The sequence below is a fragment of the Massilia sp. LC238 genome (assembly GCF_000735635.1).
GTDB classification, from domain to species: domain Bacteria; phylum Pseudomonadota; class Gammaproteobacteria; order Burkholderiales; family Burkholderiaceae_D; genus Telluria; species Telluria varians.
Genome location: NZ_JNNN01000002.1, coordinates 1 through 25,529 on the forward strand (window position 1 = coordinate 1; position 25,529 = coordinate 25,529).

At 66.9% G+C, this 25,529-nt stretch carries 20 protein-coding genes; 12 read left to right on the plus strand and 8 right to left on the minus strand.

The features are described from left to right. Positions 1 to 13: 13 nt before the first annotated feature. Positions 14 to 904, minus strand: a complete 891-nt coding sequence (locus FG94_RS27770) for a methyl-accepting chemotaxis protein (RefSeq protein ID WP_200879919.1) — start codon at positions 902 to 904, stop codon at positions 14 to 16. Positions 905 to 935: 31 nt separating this feature from the next. Beyond that, entirely contained in the window at positions 936 to 1,673 is a 738-nt protein-coding gene (locus FG94_RS27775; RefSeq protein ID WP_200879917.1) for an MCP four helix bundle domain-containing protein, read from the minus strand. Between the two features lie 244 nt (positions 1,674 to 1,917). Here FG94_RS27775 and epsC point away from each other — a divergent pair, with 244 nt between their 5' ends. Beyond that, on the plus strand, positions 1,918 to 2,835 hold the full coding sequence (gene epsC / locus FG94_RS00165) for a serine O-acetyltransferase EpsC (protein ID WP_036205639.1): 918 nt from the start codon (positions 1,918 to 1,920) through the stop codon (positions 2,833 to 2,835). A gap of 77 nt (positions 2,836 to 2,912) precedes the next feature. Next, complete coding sequence (locus FG94_RS00170) at positions 2,913 to 3,608, plus strand: alpha/beta fold hydrolase (protein WP_036205641.1); 696 nt, start codon at positions 2,913 to 2,915, stop codon at positions 3,606 to 3,608. Here the strand turns inward: FG94_RS00170 and uvsE are convergent. Continuing rightward, on the minus strand, positions 3,605 to 4,495 hold the full coding sequence (gene uvsE / locus FG94_RS00175; protein WP_036205643.1) for a UV DNA damage repair endonuclease UvsE: 891 nt from the start codon (positions 4,493 to 4,495) through the stop codon (positions 3,605 to 3,607). The two genes, FG94_RS00170 and uvsE, sit on opposite strands and share 4 nt — an antisense overlap. Positions 4,496 to 4,705: 210 nt before the next feature. On the opposite strand from uvsE, the gene FG94_RS00180 reads away from it, so the two are divergent. Then, complete coding sequence (locus FG94_RS00180; RefSeq protein WP_036205645.1) at positions 4,706 to 5,173, plus strand: hypothetical protein; 468 nt, start codon at positions 4,706 to 4,708, stop codon at positions 5,171 to 5,173. Between the two features lie 13 nt (positions 5,174 to 5,186). Here FG94_RS00180 and FG94_RS00185 read toward each other — a convergent pair whose 3' ends face one another. Both FG94_RS00185 and FG94_RS00190 read right to left on the minus strand, forming a co-directional pair. After that, positions 5,187 to 6,113 (minus strand): CAP domain-containing protein, encoded by a 927-nt coding sequence (locus tag FG94_RS00185; protein ID WP_229445796.1) that lies wholly within the window; start codon positions 6,111 to 6,113, stop codon positions 5,187 to 5,189. A gap of 207 nt (positions 6,114 to 6,320) precedes the next feature. Then, on the minus strand, positions 6,321 to 8,156 hold the full coding sequence (locus tag FG94_RS00190) for a tetratricopeptide repeat protein (RefSeq protein WP_036205646.1): 1,836 nt from the start codon (positions 8,154 to 8,156) through the stop codon (positions 6,321 to 6,323). 310 nt (positions 8,157 to 8,466) lie between these two features. Between FG94_RS00190 and FG94_RS00195 the strand changes: the two genes are divergently transcribed. Continuing rightward, entirely contained in the window at positions 8,467 to 9,792 is a 1,326-nt protein-coding gene (locus FG94_RS00195; RefSeq protein WP_036205648.1) for a diguanylate cyclase, read from the plus strand. Positions 9,793 to 9,852: 60 nt separating this feature from the next. Here the strand turns inward: FG94_RS00195 and FG94_RS00200 are convergent, their stop codons facing one another. Next, positions 9,853 to 10,362 (minus strand): host attachment protein, encoded by a 510-nt coding sequence (locus FG94_RS00200; protein ID WP_036205649.1) that lies wholly within the window; start codon positions 10,360 to 10,362, stop codon positions 9,853 to 9,855. Positions 10,363 to 10,677: 315 nt separating this feature from the next. Here FG94_RS00200 and FG94_RS00205 point away from each other — a divergent pair, with 315 nt between their 5' ends. The 4 genes from FG94_RS00205 (at position 10,678) to FG94_RS00220 (ending at position 18,370) form a co-directional block, all read left to right on the plus strand. After that, entirely contained in the window at positions 10,678 to 11,553 is an 876-nt protein-coding gene (locus tag FG94_RS00205; protein ID WP_036205651.1) for a class I SAM-dependent methyltransferase, read from the plus strand. Positions 11,554 to 11,647: 94 nt separating this feature from the next. Next, positions 11,648 to 12,787: a branched-chain amino acid ABC transporter substrate-binding protein gene (locus FG94_RS00210; protein WP_036205652.1), complete on the plus strand. Its 1,140-nt coding sequence runs from the start codon at positions 11,648 to 11,650 to the stop codon at positions 12,785 to 12,787. A 140-nt stretch (positions 12,788 to 12,927) separates the two neighbouring features. Continuing rightward, positions 12,928 to 15,003, plus strand: coding sequence for a M13 family metallopeptidase (locus tag FG94_RS00215; RefSeq protein WP_036205653.1), 2,076 nt, complete (start codon positions 12,928 to 12,930; stop codon positions 15,001 to 15,003). An 82-nt stretch (positions 15,004 to 15,085) separates the two neighbouring features. Next, complete coding sequence (locus tag FG94_RS00220; RefSeq protein WP_036205654.1) at positions 15,086 to 18,370, plus strand: DEAD/DEAH box helicase; 3,285 nt, start codon at positions 15,086 to 15,088, stop codon at positions 18,368 to 18,370. 24 nt (positions 18,371 to 18,394) lie between these two features. Here the strand turns inward: FG94_RS00220 and FG94_RS00225 are convergent, their stop codons facing one another. After that, the gene (locus tag FG94_RS00225) at positions 18,395 to 19,726 is read right to left on the minus strand and encodes a diguanylate cyclase domain-containing protein (RefSeq protein WP_036205656.1); all 1,332 of its coding nucleotides are present in this window, start codon (positions 19,724 to 19,726) and stop codon (positions 18,395 to 18,397) included. Between the two features lie 88 nt (positions 19,727 to 19,814). After that, the gene (locus tag FG94_RS00230; protein WP_027864223.1) at positions 19,815 to 20,195 is read right to left on the minus strand and encodes a VOC family protein; all 381 of its coding nucleotides are present in this window, start codon (positions 20,193 to 20,195) and stop codon (positions 19,815 to 19,817) included. Positions 20,196 to 20,364: 169 nt separating this feature from the next. Between FG94_RS00230 and FG94_RS00235 the strand changes: the two genes are divergently transcribed. From FG94_RS00235 to FG94_RS00250, 4 genes are all read left to right on the plus strand, one after another. Next, positions 20,365 to 21,384, plus strand: a complete 1,020-nt coding sequence (locus tag FG94_RS00235) for a GAF domain-containing protein (protein ID WP_161783923.1) — start codon at positions 20,365 to 20,367, stop codon at positions 21,382 to 21,384. Further along, positions 21,297 to 23,276, plus strand: coding sequence for a bifunctional diguanylate cyclase/phosphodiesterase (locus FG94_RS00240; protein WP_051995911.1), 1,980 nt, complete (start codon positions 21,297 to 21,299; stop codon positions 23,274 to 23,276). The genes FG94_RS00235 and FG94_RS00240 overlap by 88 nt, the downstream gene beginning before the upstream one ends. Positions 23,277 to 23,340: 64 nt before the next feature. Further along, positions 23,341 to 23,877: a hypothetical protein gene (locus FG94_RS00245; RefSeq protein ID WP_036205711.1), complete on the plus strand. Its 537-nt coding sequence runs from the start codon at positions 23,341 to 23,343 to the stop codon at positions 23,875 to 23,877. A 48-nt stretch (positions 23,878 to 23,925) separates the two neighbouring features. Continuing rightward, positions 23,926 to 25,518, plus strand: a complete 1,593-nt coding sequence (locus tag FG94_RS00250) for an AbgT family transporter (RefSeq protein WP_036205661.1) — start codon at positions 23,926 to 23,928, stop codon at positions 25,516 to 25,518. Positions 25,519 to 25,529 lie beyond the last annotated feature (11 nt).

The window sequence follows — 25,529 nt, forward strand, 5'->3', positions numbered from 1 at the left end:
CGTCACATGTGTATTAGAGACGGTCTGTGGTGGATTTGGCGGTTGGGGTGGCTGCTATGGCGTTGCCCGTTGCCTGGTCCTTGCTCGGCGCGGCCTTGGCGGCGGTGCCGCGCGCCGGCTTGTCGGCCAGCTTGAAGACCGCGACCAGCTGTGCCAGACGCGCGGCTTCTTCCTTCATCGATTCGGTCGCGGCCGCCGATTCCTCCACCAGGGTGGCGTTCTGCTGGGTGACGCTGTCCATGTCGGACACCGCGCGGTGCACTTGCTGGATGCCGCTCGCCTGTTCCTTGCTCGAGTCGACGATCTCGCCCATGATCGCGGTCACCCGGCCGATGCTGTCGACGATGCCGTTCATGGTGGCGCCGGCGCGGCCGGCCAGGTCGGCGCCCTGGGACACGCGCAGCGTCGAGTCGTCGATCAGTTCCTTGATCTCCTTCGCGGCCGCCGCCGAGCGCTGGGCCAGGCTGCGCACCTCGCCGGCCACCACGGCAAAGCCGCGTCCCTGTTCGCCGGCGCGCGCCGCTTCCACCGCCGCATTCAGGGCCAGGATATTGGTCTGGAAGGCGATGCCGTCGATGACGCCGATGATGTCGACGATGCGCGCCGACGAGGCGTTGATCGCACCCATGGTGTCCACCAGCTGGCCCACCATGGCGCCGCCCGGCTGCGCCACCGTCGAGGCGGCCACCGCGAGGCCGTTCGCCTCCTCGGCGCTGGCGGCGCTGTGCTGGACCGCGTGCGCCAGCTCGTTCATCGAGGAGGCGGTCTGCTCCAGCGCGGCCGCCTGGCTCTCGGTACGGCGCGACAGCTCCTGCGCTTCGCTCGCCATTGCCTCGCTTGATGCGCCGATGGTCGAGGTGCCGTCGCGCACCTGGCCGACGATCTGCGCCAGGCTGTCGCGCATGCGCAGCAAGGCATACAGCAGGCTGGACTGGTCACCCGGCCGCAGCGCGACCCGCACGTCCAGCTTGCGGGCGGCGATCTCGCCCGCCACGCGCGCGGCCTCGGCCGGCTCGCCGCCCAGGCGCCGGAACAGCGCGCGCGAACAGCATGGATGCCGCGATGCTGCCGGCAAGCGTCAACAGGCACAGGGTCACCAGCATATTAGTGCTGGCGGCCGCGCCCTCCAGCGCGTCCTGCGCCATGGTGTCGATGGCCTTGTGCTGCAGCGCCTGCAGCGCCGTCACCTTGTCCAGGTAGAGCTGGGTGGCCGGCACGAATTCGCGCTCGTACTGGGCCATTGCCTCGCCAGCCTGGCCGTCGGCTTTCAGTTTCATCACCCGGTCGCGGGTCTCGATGTAGCGCCCGCGCGCCTCGGCGATGGCCTCGAACAGCGCCTTTTCCTCCGGCGTGTCGAGCAGTTCGCCGACCTTGTCCTGCAGGACGCTGGTGCGCTGGCTCGACTCGAGGCTTTCGGCCGCGAAGGCCTTGGCCAGTTCCGGATCGCTCGAACGGGCGATCGCGGCGGTGCGCTTGGCCGACACCGAGGTGTTGAGCAGCCATTGCGAAGCCAGGCGCTCCTTGACCAGCGGACGCCGGGTGAGCGCTTCGGTTTCCTCGGACATGCGCTGCAGGCGCCAGATGGCGAGCGCGGTGGCAAGGGTCGAGATGATGATGACGAACGCAAACACGATGCGTAACTGGGCGCGGACACTGGACATGGCGTTGGACACTGCGTCTCCCGGTGGCTGGTGGGCTCCATGCCGGTGCGGCCTGTCCCGGTATGGGGCGGCCGGCGGCACGTCGATGAAGCGCGCCCTGGTGTCAGGACGCAATCCATTAACTTAAAGCAAAATATGGACCAGAAGTAATGAAGCGGATCAAAGTTTGCGTGACCAATGTTTCATAACAATTTCCGCATATCGAAGGCTGATTTAAATCGTTCTCCAAGGCCGGCAAAGCGGGTAGGCTCGGCATATGAACAGCGAATTCCCGACCCCATCCGGCTCCGTGCAGTGGCACCTGGGCCCCATCATCGACGCGCTGCGCACGTCGCGCGAATCCACCCACAACATCCGCCACCAGGGGCGCGTGCGCGAGCTGCCCTCGCGCGAAGTCCTCACCCAGGTGGTGGGCGGCGTCTCGGCGGCGCTGTTTCCGACCCATTACGGGCGGCCCGACCTGAACGACGAGAGCATCGATTATTTCGTCGGCGATACGCTCAACGTCACGCTCGACCGGCTGGTGGGACAGGTGCGGCGCGCGCTGCGCTTCGCTCCCCAGTTCGAGGAGGCCGACGAGGCCACCCTGGCGGAGCACGCGCAGGCGATCACGCGCGAGTTCGCCGCCAGCCTGCCAGGCATCCGTGCGCTGCTGGTGTCGGACGTGCAGGCCGCGCTGGCCGGCGACCCGGCCGCCAGCTCGGTGGCCGAGATCATGCTGTGCTATCCGGGCACCATCGCCATCCTCTACCACCGGCTGGCGCACTGCCTGCACCGCCTCGGCGTGCCCTTCCTGGCGCGCCTGATCGCCGACATCGGCCATTCGCTGACCGGCATCGACATCCACCCCGCGGCGCACATCGGCGGCAGCTTCTTCATCGACCACGGCACCGGCGTCGTCATCGGCGAGACCGCCATCATCGGCGAGCGGGTGCGCCTGTACCAGGCCGTGACCCTGGGCGCCAAGCGCTTCCCGGTGGACGCCAGCGGCGCATTGGTCAAGGGCGCGCCGCGCCATCCGATCGTCGAGGACGACGTGGTCATCTACGCCGGGGCCACGGTACTGGGACGCATCACGGTGGGCGCCGGCTCGACCATCGGCGGCAATGTCTGGCTGACCCAGAGCGTCCCCCCGGGCAGCAACGTGTCGCAGGCGCAGTCGCGCAATACCTGACGCAGGGTACCTGACGCAGGGTATCTGAGGCAGGCCGGCAGCCGGTGAGGGCATCGCGCCTTTGCTATCATGGCGCGATGTCTATCCTGCTTGTACCCGGCTACATGGCCGACGAAACGCTCTGGGACGACGTGGCCGGACCGCTCGAGAAGTTCGGGCCGCTCATGCACACGGACCTGCGCCATGATTCCTCCATCGAAGCGATGGCCGCCCGCGCGCTCGCCAATGCCCCTTGCAGCTTCATCCTGGTCGGCTTCTCGATGGGCGGCTATGTCGCCCGCGAGATCGCGCGCTTGGCGCCCGACCGGGTGCACGCGCTGGTGCTGGTCGCCACCTCCACGCGTCCCGATACGCCTTCGCTGCGGCAGAGCCGCGGCACGGTCGGCAAGGCCGCGCCCTCGGTGGCCTTCTCGGGCCTGAGCAAGACCGCGATCGCCACCTCGCTGCACCCGAAACAGGCCGCCAACGAAGCCCTGATCGAACGGGTGCGCGCGATGGGCGTGCGCCTCGGCGGCGAGGTGTTCCGGCGCCAGTCGGCGATCGTGCGTAGCAGCGACCGCGAGCGCCTGATTGACATCCGCTGCCCGACCCTGGTCATTGCGGCCGGACAGGACCGCTTGCGTTCGCGCGAGGAAGCCGAGGAGATGCATGCCGGGATCCCCGGCGCCGAATTCGCCCTCATCGAGGACAGCGGCCATATGGTGCCGATCGAGGCGCCGCAGGCGCTGCTGGCGATCGTCGAGCCCTGGATCGAGAAAGTGACGGCAGCCTAAGCCAGCGCAGAGGCCGACCAGGCGCGCAGGCCGCGGATCGCCTCTTCCTTGAGCTTGGCCTCGATCTCGATGTAGGGCGCGGCCAGGTAGGACGAGGGCATGGTCTCGATCAGGTCGGCATGCTGGCGGTCGTTGAAGCCTTCGCGGCCGTTCGAGATGTGCACCAGCTGGTGCGCGGGATCGGCCCAGGTTTCCCGGGCCTTGAGCAGCATGGCGCCCACGCTGGGGTCTTCGTAGCTGTCCAGCTTGTCGTGCACCACGTGGTGGTGGGCGTCGAATACCATCGGTACGCCGGCGCGCATGCAGATCTCGTAGATCTCCTGTGCCCCATACGCGTATTCGTCGTTCTCCAGTCCCAGGCGGCAGCGGATGGCGTCCGGCAGCAGGGCGATGCGCTCGACCAGCGCGTCGGCGCGATTGCCCTTGCCGCCGTGGATCTCGAGCAGGGCCCAGGGCGAGCGCGGCTGCGCCAAGAGGTCCATGATGTCGGCGTGCATCTGCAGGATCTTGACGCTGTTCGCCACCACGCCTTCCGAATCCGAATTCAGCACCACGAACTGGTCCGGATGCATCACCAGGCGGATGCCGCGTTCCAGCGCACGCCGGCCCGAGCGGCCCAGGGTCGTGGCGAAGGGCGCCAGCACCTCGCGCCCGATGTCTTCGTCGGCGAAGGGGAAAATCGAGGACGGCAGGCGGTACAGGCGGATGCCTTCGGCCTCGCAGTAGCGCAAGGCCTTGTCCAGGGTCTGGATGTTGTCGCGGTACAGGTCTTCGAGCAGCTTGCGCTGGGCGTCCAGGCTGTGCTCGAGCAGGCGCTTGCGCGTGACCGTGCGGTAGCGGACGTCTTTCGATGCGGTGATGCAGACGAGGCCGAGGTTCGGTTGCATGGTGTCCCGTGGTGTGGTGATGGCGCGCCCCAGTCTATCCAAATCGGCTTCCCCGGCGCGTTCGCTCAGGGTTTTCGGACCATGTTTCCGGGACAGCTCAGGGACAGGCTGGCGGACGCCCTCGATATCGGAACTTGGGCAGAATGTCCCGACTGGCGGCTGGTGCAGCTGGCCGCACGTCGGCACACCAATGCTCAACAGGAGGATTCCATGACCGATCAGGAACGCAATCAGCAGGACGCGCAGAACGCGCAAGGAAGCAATCAGCAGTCGGCCACGCGCAGCGACACGCTGGCGGAAGGCGGCGCGCGGCCGGTGAATGCGCCGCCCCGGCCGACCGGCTCGGAGATCGTCGGCGCGGCCGGCGGCACCGATGCCTCGGCAGCGGCGGCACATTCCGGCAACCGGGGACCGGGCGGGGCTGGCATGCGCCAGCAAGGGGCAGCGGAAGGTGTGCCCGGTACGCCAGGCGGCTCGCTCGGCGGTGGCGGCAGTCCGGCAGCCGGCGCGTCAGCCGGCGGCAATGCGATGGGCGAGGCCGCCTCGGCGGACGACACCCGCACCGGAACCGGCACCTCGTCCGGCCATGGCACCTCGGTGACCGGCGGCGACCCGAGCAGCGGCGCGACGCCGAACCCGGCCAAGCAGGGCGGCGGAGGCGGCGCCTCGACCTCCTGACGCGTGTGAAAGGTCAGCGCGGGCGGCCGAACACCTGGGTCCAATAGACGATGCCGCTGCGTTTTTCCGCAGTGACACCGTAGGCCGCGCCCATCTCGGTAAAGCCCGGGTTCATGATGTTGGCGCAGTGTCCCGGGCTGTCGAGCCAGCCGGCCACGGCTTCGTCGGGCGTGCTCTGGCCGAAGGCGATGTTCTCGCCGACGCGCTGCCAGGCATAACCGGCCCGCGTCGCGCGGTCGGCCGGCATGCTGCCGTCCTTGGCCTTGTGGCCGAAGTAGCGCCGCGCCGCCATGTCGCGGCTATGGGACAGCGCGGCTTCGCCCAACTGTGGGTTCCAGGTCACGGGCGGCGCCGCGGCGAACTGCCGGTTGCCGCAGCTGCGCGCGCTGGCCCGGGCCGCATTCACGCCGGCCAGGATGGCCTTGCCGGCCACGTGCCAGTCCGGAAAGGACTCGGACGGCAGCGGCGGCGCCGGACGGGCCAGGATCACGGTCCATTCCTTACCCTCGCGGTAACTGCCGACGGCCGAGAAGCGGGTGTCGAGCAGGGTGCGGCAATATTTTTCCTGCAGCACCGTCATCGCTTCCGCCGGGGTTTCCGGACCGTTGACGCTGACCGATACGGCGCGCTCGGCGGCAAAGCCGGCATGCTCGAGCGCCAGCTCGATGAAGGTACCTGCGCCGATGCGCACCCGCGCCAGTGCAGGGTGCGCCACCAACGGCGCGGCCGGCGCGGCCGCGCGGCCCGCGCAGCTGCCTGGCGCGCTGCGGTAGGCATTGACCAGGGTGGTGAGCTGCTCGGCGCCATAGCTTGGTGCGGGCAAGGCAGTCGCCATGCCGGGCCACGCGGCGAGCGCGAGCAGCAGGGGCAGCGCGGCGCGTCCCGCCAGCCTGGCGGCACGGCGCGAAAGAAATGGCAGAGTCAGGATGTTCGTTGGCAAGATCAGCCCCAGCCGCGCAAGCGGCCATGTATCGATAGGCAATTGACAGGAAACTAAGCCGGCCCCAAAGCAAAAACGCCGACCACAGGTCAGCGTTTTCGAAGCCGGAAAGACAGGGTGACGCATCTGTCCGATGCACCCACTATAGCAGCGCCGCCGGCGCCTGCAAAGCGCTGCGCTGTAACAAGCCGCAACAAGCAGGCGCCGCTACAGGCGCGTCAGCGGCGGGCCGCCCGGCTCGCCCAGCCAGGTGGTCTCGAAGCGCTTGCGCGCCGCCGCCAGCGCAGGCTTGTCGCCCCGTTTCTGGTAGACCTCGATGAGGCCGCGCAAGGCCCAGCCGTTGCTCGGCGTGCGCGCCAGCGAGTCACGGAACACCTGTTCGGCATCATCCAGCTGGCCGGTACGCAGCAGTACCGCGCCCAGCGACTGGCGCACCGGGTAATACCAGTAGGGCGGCTCCATATAGGGCAGGCCGTCCTGCACCGCGATCGCTTCGCGGTAGGCGCTGATGGCGTCAAGCGCATTGCCGCGTGCGTCGGCGAGCCGGCCCCGGGCGACCGCGCGCGCGGTCTGGACAATTTCGCGCGCCGGGATGTTCCATTCCGCGATCGGCTTGAAGTCCGCAGTGCGCTCGAGGCGTTCGAGCGCCGCGATTTCGCGGGCGCCTTCGGCCTGCATGCCCTTGCGCGCGAAGCCGACGGCGCGGGCGTAGTGCCACATCGCCTTGACCAGCACGAAGTCGGGGCCGGGGTCGGGCAGCGCCACCAGCGTGTCCGGCGAGCTGAACTGCACATGCGAGAAATAGGGCGCGGACTTTACCGGTTGCAGGCTGGGAAAGCCCTTGAGCAGCTCGGGGCTGATCGATTTGTCGAGCTTGCCTGCCGCCTCGAGCGCCGTGCGGCCGTCGCCGCCCATCAGGGCCGAGACCATCACGAAATGGATGTTGTGCGGATAGTAGGCGCCGCGGTACACCGGGTCGCTCGGCGAGCGCCGGAAGTATTGCTCGTCGACGGCAATCGCCTCGCGGTTCGATTCCAGCGCCTCGCGGTACATGCCGAGCCGGTAATAGATGTGCGAAGGCATGTGGACGACGTGTCCGGCCCCCGGAATCTGCCGGGCCAGCACCTTTGCCGCCGGCAGCGCCCGTTCCGGCTGGCTCGAGGCTTCGACCGCGTGGATGTAGTAGTGGGCGGCGCCCGGGTGGCTCGGGTTGCGCTCCAGCACGCGCTCGAGGGCGGCTACCAGGTCGGCGGTACGGTTCTTGGGCTGGGTGCCGCCGGCCTGCCAGTAATCCCAGGGTGACAGGTCCATCAGCGATTCGGCATACAGCACCTGGATGGTGTCGTCGTTCGGGAAGGCGCGCGCGGCCTCGCCCATGGCATCGGCATAGGCCTTGTCGAGCGGCGCGCGGTCGGCGGGCGGCTGGGCCTGGTAGCGGCGCGAGACGGCGCGGATCAGGGCCTGTTCCGGCGGCGTGGTCTTGCCTGCCAATGACACCGCGCGCGCGGCCGCGGCGGCGGCAGGCCCGGCGGCTTCCGGGAACATGGGTGCGTTGATGTTCGGGCCCAATACCAGCGCCTCGCCCCAGTAGCACATGGCGCAGCCGGGATCGTGCTGCTGCGCCGCGCGGAAGGCGCGTGCTGCCTCTGCATGGTTGAAGGCAAAGCTCAGGCGCATGCCCTGGTCGAAATAGGCCTGGGCGCGCTGGCTGCCGGTGGTGACCGGAACGTGCAGGCTGCCGAGCTTGGCATACAGGGGCGGGGCGGCCTCGCTTGTCGTCTTGCCCTGGCTCGGCACTGTCTGGCCCGGCTTGAAGGGCGTCGTCTCCGCCTGGGCGAGCACGAGGCGCTCGAGCAGCGGCGGACGGCCGGTACGCGCCGGGGTGCAGACGGCGCCGGGCGCGAACAGGGGATCGAAGGCCTGCTTGTCAGTGTCGCGCTTGTCCGGAGCGGGGCCGGCCGTAGCCAGGGACAGGGCTGCCAGGGCTGCAAGCGCGTCTGCCCCGCTTGCGCCCATGATGGTGAGGATGCGTGCGGGTCTCATCGTTTCCCCCGGTATGGCGACACTGGCGTTTTGTTTTGACGCGGCGCCTTGGCATCAAGTTCTGGAGGTCCGACAGCCCCTGTGCCTTGTTTGCGCGAGATCAAAGTTCATACGGGCGTCATACAGGATTGTTAAGCTGAATTTCTTAATGGAAACTCTTCAGGCGCTTGTTGCACTCAGGACGGAAGTGTTTGCCTTTTAAAGCCGACGGGAACACAATTAGATTCCTGTAATAAACACAAAACGGGACCAGCCCGGCAGGCACCACAAGGGGCAAACGCAGCGCATCCAGCAAGGAAGTCGAGGCACCATGACGCAAGCCATGTCGTTGTACAGGAACCACGTCCTGCTCTTATCGCAGAGTTTCTTCATCAAGGACAACCGGGCCGAGCTGCTCCTGCACGCCCATAAATACGACTTCGACATCCTGTTCTTCGACGACGTGTCGCGCTTCGTCGAGGCGGTGGCCGGGGACGGCGGCGACAACCTGTACGTGATCGACCTCGATGCCCTGCACAACATGCAGGCCGACATGCCGGAGGGGCGCCGCACCCTGATGCTGGGCGAACTGCTGCAGCGCCTGCCCGCCGACCATCGTTATGTCTACCTGCAGAGCGCACGCCAGGGCAGCCGTTTCCTGCTGCAGCAGCGCCTGGTCGACAGCAACTGCCTGGCCTATGCCGAAAAGCCGATCCCCAACGACGTGTTCGTCGACAAGCTGTTCAACCTGTTCGTGCAGAAGAAGCGCGGCGACCCCGTGCGCATGGTCGTGCTGGGCGAGGTGCCGGGACTGGACGAGGCACGGCTAGCGCAGCGCAGCGTCGAGGTGATCCGCCATCCGGACGCCTACACCCTGCACCTGCGGGTCAAGGAGCTGCAGCCCGACCTGGTGCTGGTGACCGATGGCGAATACCAGCGCACCGAAGCCATCGTGCGGGTGCTGCAAAGGAATATCGAAGCCGACCCGGTGCGCGAGATCGCCCTGCTGCAGTGCCGTCCGGATCCGGCGCTGGCCCGGCGCGCGCTGGCCGACGGCTTCGACGCCGTGCTGGCGAACGGCGAGCCCGGCTTGCTGGAGGCCCAGCTGGTGAACCGCAGCAACAAGATCCGCATCAACAAGGACCTGATCGGGAAGGACCGCGCCACCGGCCTGCTCAACAAGGTCGGCCTGCAGAAGAAGGCGCAGGCGCTGGTGCGGCGCGCCGCCCAGGAGGGCTGCGAACTGGCCTTCGGCGTCATCGACATCGACAAGTTCAAGCCCATCAACGATACCTGGGGACACCACTTCGGCGACATCGTGATCAAGCGCCTGTCCCTGCTTCTTGCGCCGCAGCTGGGCGAATCGGACCTGCTCAGCCGCTTCGGCGGCGAGGAATTCGTCGTGGTGTTCTGGGATTGCAACCGGGAGGAGGGCAGGCGTCGCCTGGACGCCATGCGCCAGGCCTTCTGTGCCACCCCCTTCGAAGTCGGCCCCGGCGACCTGCGCCATTTTTCCTTCAGCGGCGGGGTGGCGGCCTATCCGGAGTGCCGCAGCGAGAACGAACTGTTCCTGCGCGCGGATGCCATGCTCTACGTGGCGAAGCAGGGCGGGCGCAACCGGATCTGCGCGGAGGAACCCGGCCTGCAGTGCGCCTGAAGCACAGCCGATGAAAAAACGCCAGCCGCAGCTGGCGTCGACACGCGCTGCAGGCTGGGCTTACTCGGCGGCCTTGGCCTGGTGGGCCTGCAACTGTTCGCGCAGCTGCTGCGGACCCGAGTGCGTGTAGTCCTTGTTGAACTCGGCCTTGACCAGCTTCTGGACCTGCGGATCGAGCTTGGTCCTTAGCACGCCCAGGAAGTCCGGCGAGGCGGAGATGAGCAGCTGCTGGTAGCGGCCCTCGTTCTGCGCTTTCAGCAGGTAGGTCGCCACGTCCTTTGCGAACAGGTCGGCCGCGTGCTGGTCGGGCGTCTGCGCCGGCTGATACAGCTTGTTCGGCGCCCCGGCCTTGGCATTGTGGGCCATACCCGCGCCTTCGTTTCCGCCGATGTTGTGGCGGCTGCCGGAAGCCGCGGTCGGGTCGAGCCGGTCGGTTTCGGTGTCCACGGTGCGCAGCTGCGCTGCGGAGTTGACCATGTCTTCGATTTCCTGCAACGGTTGCGCCGGATCGGACTCGGCGAAAAACCTTGCGCGGCCATTGTTGGCCGAAAGAATCCAGGTTGTTGGCATGCTACCCCCTGTCAGTAGTGAATCGTTAGTATCGTTCTCAGGCGGCCAGAAGTGGCGCCCGGAAACAAGGTATGGCGCGGCAATCGGCATGCGACTCCCGTGCATGTCGATCAGGCTATGAACCCAGTATATCGCCGCTTCCGGAACCCCGGCGCACCGACGCGGCCCTGCCGTGCGTGCGCATGAGCATCGGGAAAAACAGGGCTGGAATTCCGACGTCGCTGGCCTAAGCTGGAGGAACCCGGCGCCGAATCTTCCCGTCTCCCTCCGTGTCCAAGCATGCACCCGCTGCCGGGTATTTCTCAGGAGACTGCCATGACCCAACCCAGTACTTCCACCCCCTCGCCACGCCAGCCGCCCGACGCCACCGTTCCCGACTATGCCGCCATCAAGCAGCGCCAGCAGGCCACGTGGGCGAGCGGCGACTTCGCCATCATCGGCGTCACGCTGCAGATCGTCGGCGAGTCGCTCGCCGAAGCCGCCGACGTCCGTGCCGGCGAGCGCGTGATCGACATCGCGGCCGGCAACGGCAATGCCACGCTCGCCGCCGCCCGCCGCTTCGCGCGCGTGACCTCGACCGACTACGTGCCGGCCCTGCTCGACAAGGGCCGCGCACGCGCCGCGGCCGAAGGCCTGACGGTCGAGTTCCGCGAAGCCGATGCCGAGGCCTTGCCCTTCCACGACGGCAGCTTCGACGTCGCGCTGTCGACCTTCGGGGTGATGTTCACCCCCGACCATGCGCGCTGCGCCGGCGAAATGATGCGGGTGGTACGCGGCGGCGGGCGCATCGGCATCGCCAGCTGGACGCCGGAGGGTTTCATCGGCCAGCTGTTCAAGACGGTCGGGCGCCATGTGCCGCCACCGGCCGGCCTGGTGTCGCCCGCCATGTGGGGCAAGGAAGACTATCTGCGCCAGCTGTTCGGCGCTGATGCCGCCAGCATCCGCGCCCAGCCGAAGATGTTCAACTTCCGCTACGCGTCAGGCGCGCACATGATCCAGGTGTTCCGCGACTACTACGGACCGGTGCACAAGGCTTTCGCCGCGCTCGACCCGGCTGGCCAGCAGGCCTTGGAGCAGAACATGCTTGCCTTGCTCGACCGTCACAACACGGCAGGCGACAACTCGCTGGTGGTGCCGGCCGAGTACCTGGAAGCCGTCATCATCAAGCGCACGCCCGAGGTCCTTCACTAAGCTTGCGTTCCGCCGCCGCCGTGCGCACGCATGGCGGTTGGTGGCAGGCCGGCGCGGCAGTACAATCGAAGGCATCCAATCGAGAAAGGGTGCCATGCGTTCTGCCGCCGCCGTCTTGTCCTCCCTCCTGCTCGCCGCCCTGCCGGCCAGCGCCCAGACCGAAGTGCGGATCGGCACCGCTTCGCCGCTGTCGGGTCCCGGCGCCCACCAGGGCAAGGACATCGAGAACGGCGCCCGCATGGCGATCGACGAGCTGAACGCCAAGGGCATCGCGATCGGCGGCAAAAAGATCAAGTGGGTGCTGCAGGCGGAGGACGACGCCAGCGACCCCAAGACCGGCACGGCGGTGGCCCAGAAGCTGGTCGATGCGCGCGTGGCGGCGGTCGTCGGGCACCTGAACTCGGGGCCGACGGTGCCGGCCTCGAAGATCTATGCCAGCGCCGGCATCCCGCAGATCTCGCCGGCGGCTACCACGCCGGTGTACACGAACCAGGGCTACAAGACCGCCTTCCGGGTGGTGGCCAACGACAACCTCATCGGGCGCACGCTGGCGCGTCATGCGCTCGGCACGCTCAAGGCCAAACGGATCGCCGTGATCGACGACCGCACCGCCTTCGGCCAGGGCCTGGCGGACCAGTTCGCGCGCGAAGTGCGCGGCAGCGGCGGCGCCGCCATCGTCAGCCGCCAGTTCACCCACGACAAGGCGACCGACTTCAGCGCCATCCTGACCCAGATCCGCGCCCAGCGCCCGGATGTCATCTTCTACGGCGGCATGGACGCGGTGGCCGGTCCCATGCTCAAGCAGATGAAGACGCTCGGGGTGCAGGCGAGATTCGTGTCCGGCGACGGCGTCTGCTCGGAAAAGCTGCCGCTGCTGGCCGGCGACGCGCTGGGCGACGACAAGGTGTTCTGCGCGGTCGCGGGCGGCGTCACCGGCGCCCAGGAGGCGCGCTTCAACGCATTTAACGAGCGCTTCCGCCAGCGTTACGGCACGCCGGTCGAAACCTATGCGCCCTATGCCTACGACGCGGTGATGGTGTTTGCCGGCGCGATGCAGAAGGCCCAGTCGACCGAACCCGCACGCTTCCTGCCGGCGCTGGCAGCCATCCGGCACGAAGGCGTCACCGGCAGCATCGCCTTCGATGCCAAGGGCGACCTGCGCGATGCCGCGATGACCCTGTACACCTACCGCCAGGGCAAGAAGGTCAAGCTGCAGATGGTGCGCGGAAAATAATCCCGGCAGGACAGGAAGCCCGTATTGACAGGGCTTCTTAAACAACATGCATACAAAAATGGCCTTGGCATTGCTCCTCCAGTTCGATTAGGATCGTTCGGTTCCCAACACCAACAATCTGGAAATCTGGAGAGAGAGAGATGAAACCTAGCCTGTGCAGCACCTTGATCGCGGGCCTGTTCGCGGTGGCGTCCCAAGCCGGCGCGTACGAAGCGCCGGCGACGCCCAACACCGTGGCGCCATCGGCGGCAGCCGCCGCAGCCGCATCCGGCATCGACGTCGCCGCGATGGACACCGGCGTGCGCGCACAGGACGACTTCTTCCGCTATACCCAGGGCAAATGGCTGAAGGACGTCGACATTCCGTCGGACCGTTCCAGCTGGAGCGCCTTCAGCATCGCGCAGGAGCGCGTCGAGCAGCAGGTCAGCGCCATCATCGGCGAAGCAGCAAGCCAGAAGAACGCCAAGGCCGGCTCGGAAGCCCAGAAGATGGGCGACTTCTACACCAGCTACGTGGACGAGAAGCGCCGCAATGAACTCGGCCTGGCGCCGCTCAAGGCGGAACGCGCCCGCATCGATGCGCTGAAGGACAAGCGCGAGCTGGCCGCCCTGATGGCGCGCTTCGACCGCATCGACGTCGGCGGCCCGCTCGGCATGGGCGTCGGCCAGGACAACAAGGATTCGACCCGCTACATCATGGGCATCTCGCAGTCGGGCCTGGGCATGCCGAACCGCGACTACTACCTGCAGGACGAAGCGCGCCTGAAGGACATCCGCACCAAGTACCAGGCGCACATCGGCAAGATGCTGGCACTGGCCGGTCACCAGGACGCCGACGCCAAGGCTGCCCGGATCGTGGCGCTGGAAACCGAGATCGCGCGCTCGCAGTGGAGCGCGGTGGAGAACCGCGACCCGGTCAAGCGCTACAACAAGCACACCCTGGCCCAGCTGCGCACCCTGGCCCCCGGCATCGACTGGGACGCCTACCTGAAGGGCGTGGGCGCGGCCGGCAAGGTCGATGCCGTGATCGTCAGCCAGCCCAGCTATGTGGCCGCGCTCGACAAGCTGATCGCCGCGACGCCGCTGGACACCTGGAAGTCCTACTTCGAATTCCGCCTGCTGAGCGCCTATGCGCCTTACCTGTCGCAGCCTTTCGTCGACGAGGGCTTCGCCTTCCGCGGCGGCGTGCTGGGCGGCGCCACCGCCAACCGCCCGGTCGAGAAGCGCGCGATCGCCGAGATCAACCGCAACCTGAGCGAAGTGGTGGGCAAGGCCTACGTGGCCCAGCATTTCCCGCCGGAGCGCAAGCAGCAGGTGCTGGACATGGCGAAGAACTTCATCACCGCCTTCGGCGAAGGCATCGACCAGCTGGAATGGATGTCGCCGGAAACCAAGAAGCAGGCCCACACCAAGCTCTCGAAGATCAACGTCAAGATCGGCTACCCGGACAAGTGGCGCGACTACTCGGGTCTGAAGATCGTGCGCGGGGACCTGGTCGGCAACGTGATGCGCTCGCGCGAGTTCGGCCATGACTACATGATGAACCGCCTCGGCAAGCCGGTCGACCGCAGTGTCTGGAGCATGTCGCCGCAGACCGTCAACGCCTACTACAGCCCGACCCTGAACGAAGTCGTGTTCCCGGCCGCGCGCCTGCAGTACCCGCTGTACGACGCCAACGCCGAACCGGCGGTCAACTACGGCTCGGTCGGCATCTCGATCGGCCACGAGATCAGCCACGCCTTCGATGACAAGGGTTCGCAGTACGACGGCGACGGCAACCTGCGCAACTGGTGGACCGAGGAAGATGCGAAGCAGTTCGCGGCACGCGGCAAGGTGCTGGTGTCGCAGTACGCCGGCTACAGCCCGCTGCCGGGCTACCACCTGAACGGCGAACTGACCCTGGGCGAGAACATCGCCGACAACGCCGGCGCCATCATGGCCAGCCGCGCCTACAAGATCTACCTGAAGGGCAAGCCCGGTCCGGTGATCGACGGCTTCACCGCCGAGCAGCGCATCTTCATGGGCCTGTCGCAGGCACGCAAGGGCAAGGCGCGCGACGCGGCCCTGATCTCGCAGGTCAAGTCGGATCCGCACTCGCCGTCGGAATTCCGCGTCAACGGCAGCCTGCGCAACCACCCGGGCTTCTACGAAGCCTTCGACGTCAAGCCGGGCGACAAGATGTACCTGGAGCCGAAGGACCGCGTAATCTTCTGGTAATCCTGGGAACGGCGCGGCCGCTTGCATGGCCGCGCCCATCGGCGATAATGCAGGTCGTCTACGCATTGTCAGCTGATTTCCCATGCATTACACCCTCGAGGACATTGTCCGCCAGTTCGACTCGGCCACCTTCGCGCGTGGCGAGCGCTATGCCCGCCAGGGCATGGTTGTCGATGTCGACTTCTTCGACAGGATGATCACGGGCGAGGTCGAGGGTAGCCACAACAATGTCTACGAGCAAACAATCTACGTCGAAGCCGGCCGCCACGGCATCAGCTTCGACAGCGATTGCAGCTGTCCGGTGGGAGGCGACTGCAAGCATGTCGTCGCCGTGCTGCTGCATGGCCTGGAACAGCGCAAGGCCGGCGCGCGTAGCGGCTTGCCGCCAGTGGCCGAGCAATGGCTGCAGCAATTCGCCATGTTGCAGTCCTGTGTGCAGTCCGGCCCGCCGCCAGCGCCGAAAGAGCGGCTCATCTACGTCCTGGCCCCCGAACACGGCGCCGGCATGCCGCGCCTGCACCTGTGCCGGGCGCGCCTGCGCAAGGACGGCAGCATCGGCGGCGCCACCATCCAGAACGAGACGTATCCCCTTCTCGCCACCAGACCTGCCTATGTCGCGGCCGAGGACGAAGAGCCGATCCGCTTGATCGCTGGCTTGCATGCGGGACGCCGTTACCTCGAAGCAGCCAGGCCGGCTGGCAGACTGGGCGCGCGCTTGCTCGATCAGTTGTGTGCCGAAGGCAGGCTGTGGTGGGCGGAATCGAGCGCGAGCATCAGGCGCGGCGACCTGCTCCTGGTCCGGCCGGGACCGCAATGCGGTGCGCAATTGTGCTGGCATCCGAACGACGAGGATGGATCGGTCGAGCTGAGCTGGCGATGCGCGGATGGCAGCGCGGTGGGCCACGTCCTGGCGACCGAACCGATGCGCTACTTCAAGGATGGCCTGCTGGGCGAACTCGTGCCGCCCGCTGCGCTCGCGGCGCTGCCGCCGGGGGCGCTGCAGAAACTGGTCGATGCGGCGCCTCGCCTGGCGCCGGAGCAGCGCGCTCCCATGGCCGAGCGTTTCGTGGCGCTGGGACTGGACCGCATCCTGCCGCCGCCGCAAGCGCTGCAGACCCACCGGCGCGCCGATCTCCTGCCGACGCCCTTGCTGGTGCTGGACAGCCTGGGAGCGAGCGCGCGCGGCAGGCTGCACTGGCATGACCATGCCATGCTGTTCTTTCACTACGACGGCATGCCGGCCGAAGAGGGGGAGACCGAGCTGCGCAGGATCGAGGATGGCGTTGTCGAACTCATCGAGCGCAATGTGCAGGCGGAAGCCGCGGCGCAGGCCATGCTTGCCGAGCTCGGCTTCGCCGCGCCGGATGCGCAATCGGTGCTGGCGGACTATCCCGGCGCGCTGGTGCTGCCGGCCGAGGCGGCATGGGTGGACTTCGCCCGGCATGGCGTGATGCGCCTGCGCGCGGCCGGCTGGGAGATCGAGTTTGGCGGCAACTACCGCTACGAACTGCTGGAAGTGCAGGAGTGGTACGCGGAACTGAACGAGGAAGGCGAGGGTGCAGGCGCCTGGTTTGCGCTCGAACTCGGCGTGCTGGTCGATGGCCGGCGCCATTCGCTGCTGCCCCTGCTGCTGGAAATGATTCGCGAGGCGCCCCGGGAGTTCGACGCCGCTGCGCTGGCGGCCCGCGACGACGACGGCGCACTTGTGGTCGAGCTGTCGGACTTCACCCGCGTCGCCTTGCCATGGAGCCGTGTCAAGCCCATTCTCGCCACCCTGGGCGAGTTGTATTTCAGCGATCGCATCGGGGAGGCGCTGCGCCTGCCCGTCATGGACGCCGCGCGCCTGGCCGAGCTGGACGAGGTGGCACAGCTGCGCTGGATGGGCGGCGAGCGCCTGCGCGAGCTGGGCCGGAAGCTGGAGGACTTCAAGGGAATCCGGCAAGTCGATTCCCCCGCCGGCCTGCAGGCGACGCTACGCCCCTATCAGCAGACGGGTCTGTCCTGGATGCAGTTCTTGCGCGAGTACGGCTTCGGCGGCATCCTGGCCGACGACATGGGACTCGGCAAGACGATCCAGACCCTTGCCCACATCCTGGCCGAGAAGGAAGCCGGCCGGCTCGATGCCCCGGCGCTGGTGGTGGCGCCCACCAGCCTGATGGGCAACTGGCAGGCGGAAGCCGCCAGGTTCGCACCGGGATTGCAAGTGCTTCTCCTGCACGGCAAGGAGCGTTCGGCGCAGTTCGACCGGATCGCCGGCGCCGACCTGGTGCTCACCACTTACCCGCTGCTGGCGCGCGACGAGGAAGCGCTGCGCCGGCATCGCTACCATCTGTTGATCCTGGACGAGGCGCAGTACATCAAGAACAGTCGCTCCAAGGCGGCCCAGAGTGCCCGCCTGATCGAGGCAAGACATCGCTTGTGCCTGACCGGAACGCCGGTCCAGAATCACCTGGGCGAATTGTGGTCGCAGTTTCATTTTCTGATGCCGGGATTGCTGGGTGAGGAGAAAGCCTTCAACGCGGCGTTCCGCAAGCCGATCGAACAGCAGGGTGACAGCTTGCGCAGGGACCTGCTGGCGCGGCGTGTCAGGCCGTTCATGTTACGGCGTACCAAGGACAAGGTGGCGACCGAGCTGCCCCCCAAGACGGAGATCGTGCTGCCGGTCGAGTTCGGTGTGGCCCAGCGTGATCTCTATGAAACCGTGCGGCTGGCGATGGATCGCAAGGTGCGCGACGAGATCGACCGCAAGGGATTTGCGCGCAGCCAGATCGTGATCCTGGACGCCTTGCTCAAGCTGCGCCAGGTGTGCTGCGATCCGCGCCTGCTCAAGATCGCAGGAGGACGGGCCGACTCGGCGAAGCTGGGCGTGCTGCTCGAATTGCTGGAGACCTTGCTGAGCGAGGGGCGCAAGATCCTGGTGTTCTCCCAGTTCACCAGCATGCTCGCCCTGATCGCGGAAGAATTGCGTGCACGTTCAGTCGAGTTCGTGATGCTCACCGGCGACACGGAAGACCGCAGCGCGCCGGTCGCCGCCTTCCAGCAGGGCCAGGCGGGGGTATTCCTGATCAGCCTGAAGGCGGGCGGCGTCGGGCTCAACCTGACGGCTGCCGATACGGTCATCCACTACGATCCGTGGTGGAACCCGGCCAGCGAAAATCAGGCCACCGACCGCGCCTGGCGCATCGGCCAGGAGCAGCCGGTGTTCGTCTACAAGCTGATCGCCCGCGGTACCGTCGAAGAAAAAATCCAGGACATGCAGCGTCGCAAGGGGGCGCTGGCGAAGGGCTTGCTGGAGGCCGATGGCGGCCTGGCGCCCGCCATCGGCGTGGATGAGCTGCAGGCGATCTTCGCGCCGCTTCCGCCCTGATATCCGGAAGCGGCAGGTCGCCGTTCAATCCTGAATGGCCGCCGCAGGCACACCGGCCCGCGACCGCTTCGCGCCGTACATGTCCTGGTCTGCACGCGACATCAGCTCCTGCACGGTGTGGCCGTCATCGGGGTAACTGGCGACCCCGATGCTGGCCGAGACCGCCAGTACCAGCCCGTCGCCCAGGTTGAAGGGGACGGACAGTGCCTGGCCGATCTTGTCTGCCACCGGTGCTGCGTCCACCGGCAAGACGATATCCTCGAGCAGGACCACGAATTCGTCGCCGCCCAGGCGAGCCACGGTATCGCTGTCGCGCATGCAGGCCCCGATGCGGCGCGCGACTTCTTGCAGCAGGCGGTCTCCGGCCAGGTGACCGTGCAGGTCGTTGACCTGCTTGAAACGGTTCAGGTCAATGAACAGCAGCGCCAGCCTGGTATGGTGGCGCTGGGCGCGTGCGAGCGCCGTGGCGAGGCGGTCGTGGAACAGGCGCCGGTTGGGAAGGTGCGTGAGCTCGTCGTGCATCGCCATGAAGTGCAGGCGGGCCTGCATCTGCTTGCGCTGGACGGCGGCGGCAAGCTGGTCGGCCACGAACATCAGCAGGCTGCGGTCCTGGCCGCGGTATGTGGCGCCATCGTTCCCGCTGTGCAGGGCGAATACACCCAGCGTGTCCTGTGCAGCCCGCAGCGGCACCGCCAGCATGCATACGCCCGGCGCCGGCGCCGCGCCGTCCGCCTCGTCGGAGGGCCCCAGCAGCAGCGGCGCCTGCCTGGCCAGCACCTCGTCGCACAGGAGGCGCATCGGTTCGTCGAGTCCTGGGGCGCAGGCCCGGTAGGCAAAGCGCGCCGCGCCGGCCGCTTCATCGGACAGGGCCACCGCGCACCCGGCTGCGGGCAGCAGCTCGCCGACGATCTCGTGACTGCAGCGGAACAGGCCCGGCAGGTCGTCGCTCGCGTGGACGGCTTCGGACAGCGCATACAGGGCTGCCTGCATGGCTTGCGCCTGTTTCAGTTCGGTGATGTCGCGGGCGACCGCTATCCGTACCTGGTCGGCTTCCGACCAGCGTGCCGACCACATGATGTGGACGATGCCACCGTCCTTGCGCAGGTAGCGGTTCTCGAAATGAATGTGGGACCGGCCCTCCATGACGGCCTGTGCGGCGGCCAGGGTGCGCTCGCGGTCCGCAGGGAACACCAGCTCGACCACTTTCTTGCCCACCATTTCATGTTGGGTGTAGCCAAAGATGCGTTCGCAAGCCGCGCTGACGAACACGAACCTGCCTTCCGCATCGACCACGCAGACCGCGTCGAGCAGGAGACCGGTAAAACTGCTTACCTGAGCGTCTATCGGATATCCCATATGGGGATATTCTATAGGGGCGGCAGGCCAGCGGACCCATGCGGCATAAATTTTTATTTCCCCGGGATGCGCGGGGCAGGCGGCATGATCAGCCGTTCGTCACCGCCGGGGCCGCGATCAGCTCGACGCGGTTGCCGAACGGGTCTTCGATGCCGGCGCGGCGCCGGCCATTGACCTGGACTTCTTCGCGCACTTCCACCCCGCGCTCGCGCAGCAGGGCGCAGTAGTCCTCGAAGTCCTCGACGGCGAAGGCCGGGTGTGCCTTCTTGGCCGGCACGAAGCCGGCCTGGCCGCCGATGTGCAGCTGGCTGCCGCCGGCCAGGAACCACGCGCCGCCCGAGGCATTCAGCGGGGCCGGCTTGGGGATCTCGGTCAGTCCCAGCACGCCGCCATAGAAGGCACGAGCGGCCTCGTCGGCGCCCGGGGGCGTGGCAACCTGGACGTGGTCGATTCCGGCGATATGGGGCATGGCGTTCTCCGCAGTGGTTGAGCGATGCGGCATTATCGCATCCGCCTGCCGCCCTTGCTGCTGCACGGGGTCTGGAACCAAGCAGTCTTGCCTCAGGTCTTAATTCCGATGTCTTTGACGTAGCCATGCCGACGCGCGGCATGCCTGCAAGGGGTGGACGAGCATGGGTGTGCATGACGACACCATTCCGGCGGAACTGGAGAAATCCTGCGCACAGGAGCAGATCCATCTGCTGGGCACCATACAGTCCTACGGCTTCCTGATGGCGGTGGACGTGGCGAGCCGCTGCATTGTCCAGGTCTCTGCCGGCATCGTGCGCCACTGGCCCGGGCTGCAGGACGCCGCTGTGCTGCTCTCGCAGCCGCTCTCCGACTGGGTGGCCGCCACCGCGGGACCCGATGCGCCCGATCTCGCCGCGCTGCCGGCAACCCATCCCGCGGCCATGCCCTGGCGCCCCCGCTTCGAGCAGACCGGCCCCGTGCAGGCGCAGCAGATCGCGCAATGGGAATGCCTTGGCCACCGGGTTGGCGGGGTGGCGGTGCTCGAATGGCTGCCCCTGAACGGCAGTGTGGATGAGCTGTTGCGGCAGAACCAGGTATTTGCCTATTTCGGAGAGGTCATCGCCCGCCTGCGCCGCGCCGAGGGTCTCGAGGCATTCTTTCGCGAATGCGTGAAGGTGATGCAGGGCATCAGCGGTTTCGACCGGGTGATGATCTATCGCTTCCTGCCGGACGGCAGCGGCGAAATCGTCGCCGAACATACTGCCCCGGAGTATCAGCAGAAATACCTGGGCTTGCGCTTTCCCGCGTCCGACGTTCCCAGCCAGGCAAGGCGGCTCTACCTGACCAACAAGCTGCGCGTGCTGGCCGATGTCGAAGCCTCGATGGATGCGCTGCTGCCTCCCGCACTGCCCAATGGCGAAGCGCTCGACCAGAGCCACTGCCTGTTGCGAGGCCTGTCCCCGGTGCACCTGGTCTACCTGCGCAACATGGGTGTGCGGGCGACGCTGACCCTGTCGATCGTGTTCGACGGCAAACTGTGGGGGCTGATCGCCTGCCACCACCATCATCCCGGACGCCTCCGCTCGAGATCAGGGAAGGCATGCGCCAGCTGTCGGAGCTGCTGGCGGAAATCGCCAACATGCGCATCGAGTCCCTGTCGCGCCTGGAGGCGGTCCAGCATCGCCTGATGCTGGACGGCTTGCTGAACGAGTTCCACCAGGCCTTGATCCAGGATGGCGACATTCCCAACCTGCTGGAATTGTGGATGCCCAGGCTCTTGAAGGCATTCCATGCGAACACCATGGGCGTGCAGATCGGTACGCTCGCCTGCGTCGGCGGACCGGGACAGCGGCGGGGTTCCACCCACCAGATCCTCGACGAGGTGGCGGCGCGCCTGGATAGCCAGGATCGCAGCCCGCACGAAGGCATGTGGGACGACCTGTTGAGCTCGAAAAAACATGCGCTGGACTTCCTGCCGGAGGCGGCGGGCCTGTTGCTGGCGCAGCGCTACGAGGAAGACATCATCTTCTGCTTCATGACCCGGCAGGAAGTGGTGCGCGAGGTGCGCTGGGGCGGCGAGCCCGTCAAGGAGATCGTTTCCCTTCCCGATGGGCGCGTGCGCCTGGAGCCGCGGCGCTCCTTCGCCGTGTGGCAGCAGTCGGTGCGGGGCCATTCCGATCCCTGGCTGGAGACCGATGCCGAAGCGCTGCAGAACCTGCTCCGGATGCTGAGCGAGGTGAACAAGCTGCAGGTCAACCGCAAGATGCGGGAAACCCTGCACTGGCGCGCCCACCATGACCATCTCACCGGGCTGTACAACCGCCGCGCCATGGAGGACGAGGTCTCGCGGCGCCTGGAGGACAGCCAGTACGACTCTGCGCTGATGCTGCTGGACCTCGACCACTTCAAGAAGATCAACGACACCTATGGGCACGAAACAGGCGACCTGGTACTGCAACAATTGAGCCTGAGGCTGAAGGCAGTGATGCGCGAATTCGACCTGCTGGCGCGACTGGGCGGGGACGAATTCATGCTGCTGTTGCAGATTCCCCATCCGCATGCCGCCACGGCCCTGACCTTCGCCGAGCGCCTGCACCAGGCCGTCGCCACCCCGTTCGCCATCCGGGGGCAGCACTTCCGCCTGGGGATTTCCGTCGGCATCGCGATTCCACCCGGACACGGCCGTACGGTCAGCGAACTGCTGCGGCACGCCGACCTGGCGCTGTACCAGGCCAAAGCCCAGGGACGCTGCCGCAGCGTGGTGTTCGAACTGGCGATGGCGGCCAACCAGCGCGACCATTACCTGCTCGAACGCGACCTGGACGAGGCGGTGGAGCGCAACCAGCTGTCGCTGGTGTTCCAGCCCAAGGTGGACCTGATCAGCCGCAAAGTGGTCGGCCTGGAGGCGCTGGTGCGCTGGAACCACCCGACGCGGGGGCAGAGCAGTCCCAACGCATTCATTCCGATCGCCGAACACAGCGACCAGATCATCCGCATCGATCGCTGGGTCATGCGCAGGGCCATTGCCGAGCAGGCCCACTGGCGGTCCCATGGCCTGGCGAAGCTGCCGATCGCGATCAACCTGTCGATCGCGGACATCCTGTCGCCGAACCTGGTGGACTACCTGGCCGGACTGCTGGAGGAATACGGGGTGCCGCCGGCGGCCCTGGAAATCGAGGTGACCGAATCCTGCTTCATGCGCCAGCTCGACCAGACCCGCAGCGTGCTGCGGGCCCTGAACAAGGCCGGCGTCGCCACCTCGCTGGACGACTTCGGCACCGGCTTTTCCTCGCTGAGCTACCTGCGCCAGCTGCCCTTGCAGTGCCTGAAGATCGACCAGTCGTTCACCCAGAACATGCTGCAGGACCCGAACGCGGAAAAGCTGACCCAGGCCATCGTCGCCATGGGCAATGCGCTGAAGATGACGGTCGTGGCCGAAGGCGTGGAAAGCCGGGAGCAGATGAACTGGCTGCTCGCCCATGGCTGCCATATCGGCCAGGGCTACTTCTTCAGCCCGCCCGTGCCGCCCGAAGACGTGCACCAGGTGATCGAACGCATCGAGGTGAGATTGAGCGCTTGAGGACTGGTTGCGGCCCGGACTGCTGTGCTACTCTCACAGTTTGTCCAACAAGCAACAGGCCACCATGCGCTCTCTGCTTCCCGCTCTCGCCGCCGTCCTGCTGGCCGGTTGCGCCACCGCTCCGCCACCCCTTGACGCCCGCGACGGCTTCATGGCCACGCTGAAAGGCATGTGCGGCCAGCGCTTCGAAGGCGCGCTCTCGTATGCGATCGACCCCAACAGCGAGTTCGCCAACAAGACCATTTCGACCGAAGTCGTCTGTACAGCGGATGCGGTACGGATGCCGGTGCAGGTCGGCGAAAACCGCTCGCGCACCTGGATCTTCACCCGTCCGCCGGCAGGGCTGGAGCTGCGCCACGACCACCGCCACCCGGACGGCACGCCGGATACGGTGACCATGTACGGCGGCATGGCGAAGGAAGGCGGTAGCGCGCGCTCCCAGGCCTTCCTGGCCGATGCCTATACCGCCAAACTCGTTCCCGGCGCCGAGACCAATGTCTGGACCGTCAGCCTCAGCCAGGATGGCAGCGTGCTGACCTATCGCCTGGACCGCCATGACAAGCCGCGCGCGGAGTTCGTCCTCAAGCGCGTCGCCGGCTGAATTTTTTCTTCAACCACGACCTTCGTCGCCTGAACACTAGGGTAAGCAATGGCCGAACAAACGCTGAAGCAAACGCAAGCACCCGCCGGGAAAACCGGCGCACTGAACCGCATCCTGAACCTGATCGAAAGGGTCGGCAACAAGCTGCCCGATCCGGCGATCCTGTTTGCCCTCCTGCTGGCCGTGGTCTGGCTCACGTCCTGGGCGATGTCGGGCATGGTGTTTACCGAGATCGATCCGCGCTCCGGCCAGGCCATCCAGGTCAAGAACCTGCTGGCGCCCACCGCCCTGACCGATTTCACGGCGCGCATGGTCAACACCTTCGTCACCTTCCCGCCGCTGGGCGTGGTGCTGGTGGCGATGCTGGGCCTGGGCGTGGCGGAATACACCGGCTTCATCAATGCCGGCCTGCGCAAGATCCTGTCCGTCACCCCCCGTCGCCTGCTCACGCCGGTGCTGGTCGCCGTCGGCGTGCTGAGCCACATCGCCGTCGATGCCGGCTACGTGCTGGTGATCCCGCTGGGGGCCGTCATCTTCTACGCTGCCGGACGCCATCCGCTGGCCGGCATTTCGGCCGCCTTCTTCGGCGTGTCCGGCGGCTTCTCGGCCACCTTCTTCCTGCCCTCCAGCCTCGATCCGCTGCTGGCCGGCCTGACCCAGGTGGCCGCGCGGCTCTCGTCCGATCCGGCTGCCGCCGCGATCGTCATCAACCCCCTGAACAATTTCTACTTCACGACGGCATCGCTGTTCCTGGTGATCGGCGTCGGCTGGTTCCTGACCGATAAAGTCATCGAGCCGCGCCTGAAGAAGACGACGGCCATCGATGCCGATCCGGCCGACCTGCCCAAGATGGATGACTTGCAGCCCCGGGAGCGCAAGGGCTTGCGCTGGGCCGGTCTGGCGATGGTCGCCAGCCTGGCGCTGCTGGCATGGTCGATCGTGCCGGAAGGCTCGGCATGGCGCGCGCCGGACACGCGCGAGATCACGCACGCGGGGGCGCCCCTGATGCAGTCGATCGTCCCGCTGATCTTCATCTTCTTCCTGATTCCGGGCGTGGTGTACGGCTACGTCGCCGGCACCGCGAAGAACCACCGCGACATCGTCAAGGGGATGAGCCATGCCATGAGCGGCATGGGCTACTACGTGGTCATGGCCTTCTTCTGCGCGCAGTTCATCTTCGCCTTCGGGCAATCGAACCTGGGCGCGCTGCTGGCGATCAAGGGCGCCTTGTGGCTGAAGGAGATGGCCTTCCCGATGGGCGTCACCCTGGCCGGCATCGTGCTCCTGACGGCATCGGTCAACCTGTTCATCGGCTCGGCCTCCGCCAAGTGGGCGCTGATCGGCTCGGTGATGGTGCCGATGCTGATGGAGCTCGGCGTCTCGCCGGACTTCACCCAGGCCGCCTACCGCGTGGGCGACTCCTCGACCAACATCATCACGCCGCTGCTGCCTTACTTCCCCTTGATTATCGTGTTCTGCCGAAAATATGTGCAGTCGACCGGCATCGGCACGCTCATCGCCCTGATGCTGCCGTACTCGGTGGCGATGCTGGTATGCTGGACCGCGTTCCTGCTCGGCTTCTGGGCGCTGGACATTCCGCTGGGCGTCGGCTCGACCTACACCTACCCGGCGGCAAGCTGAAGGCATTACCG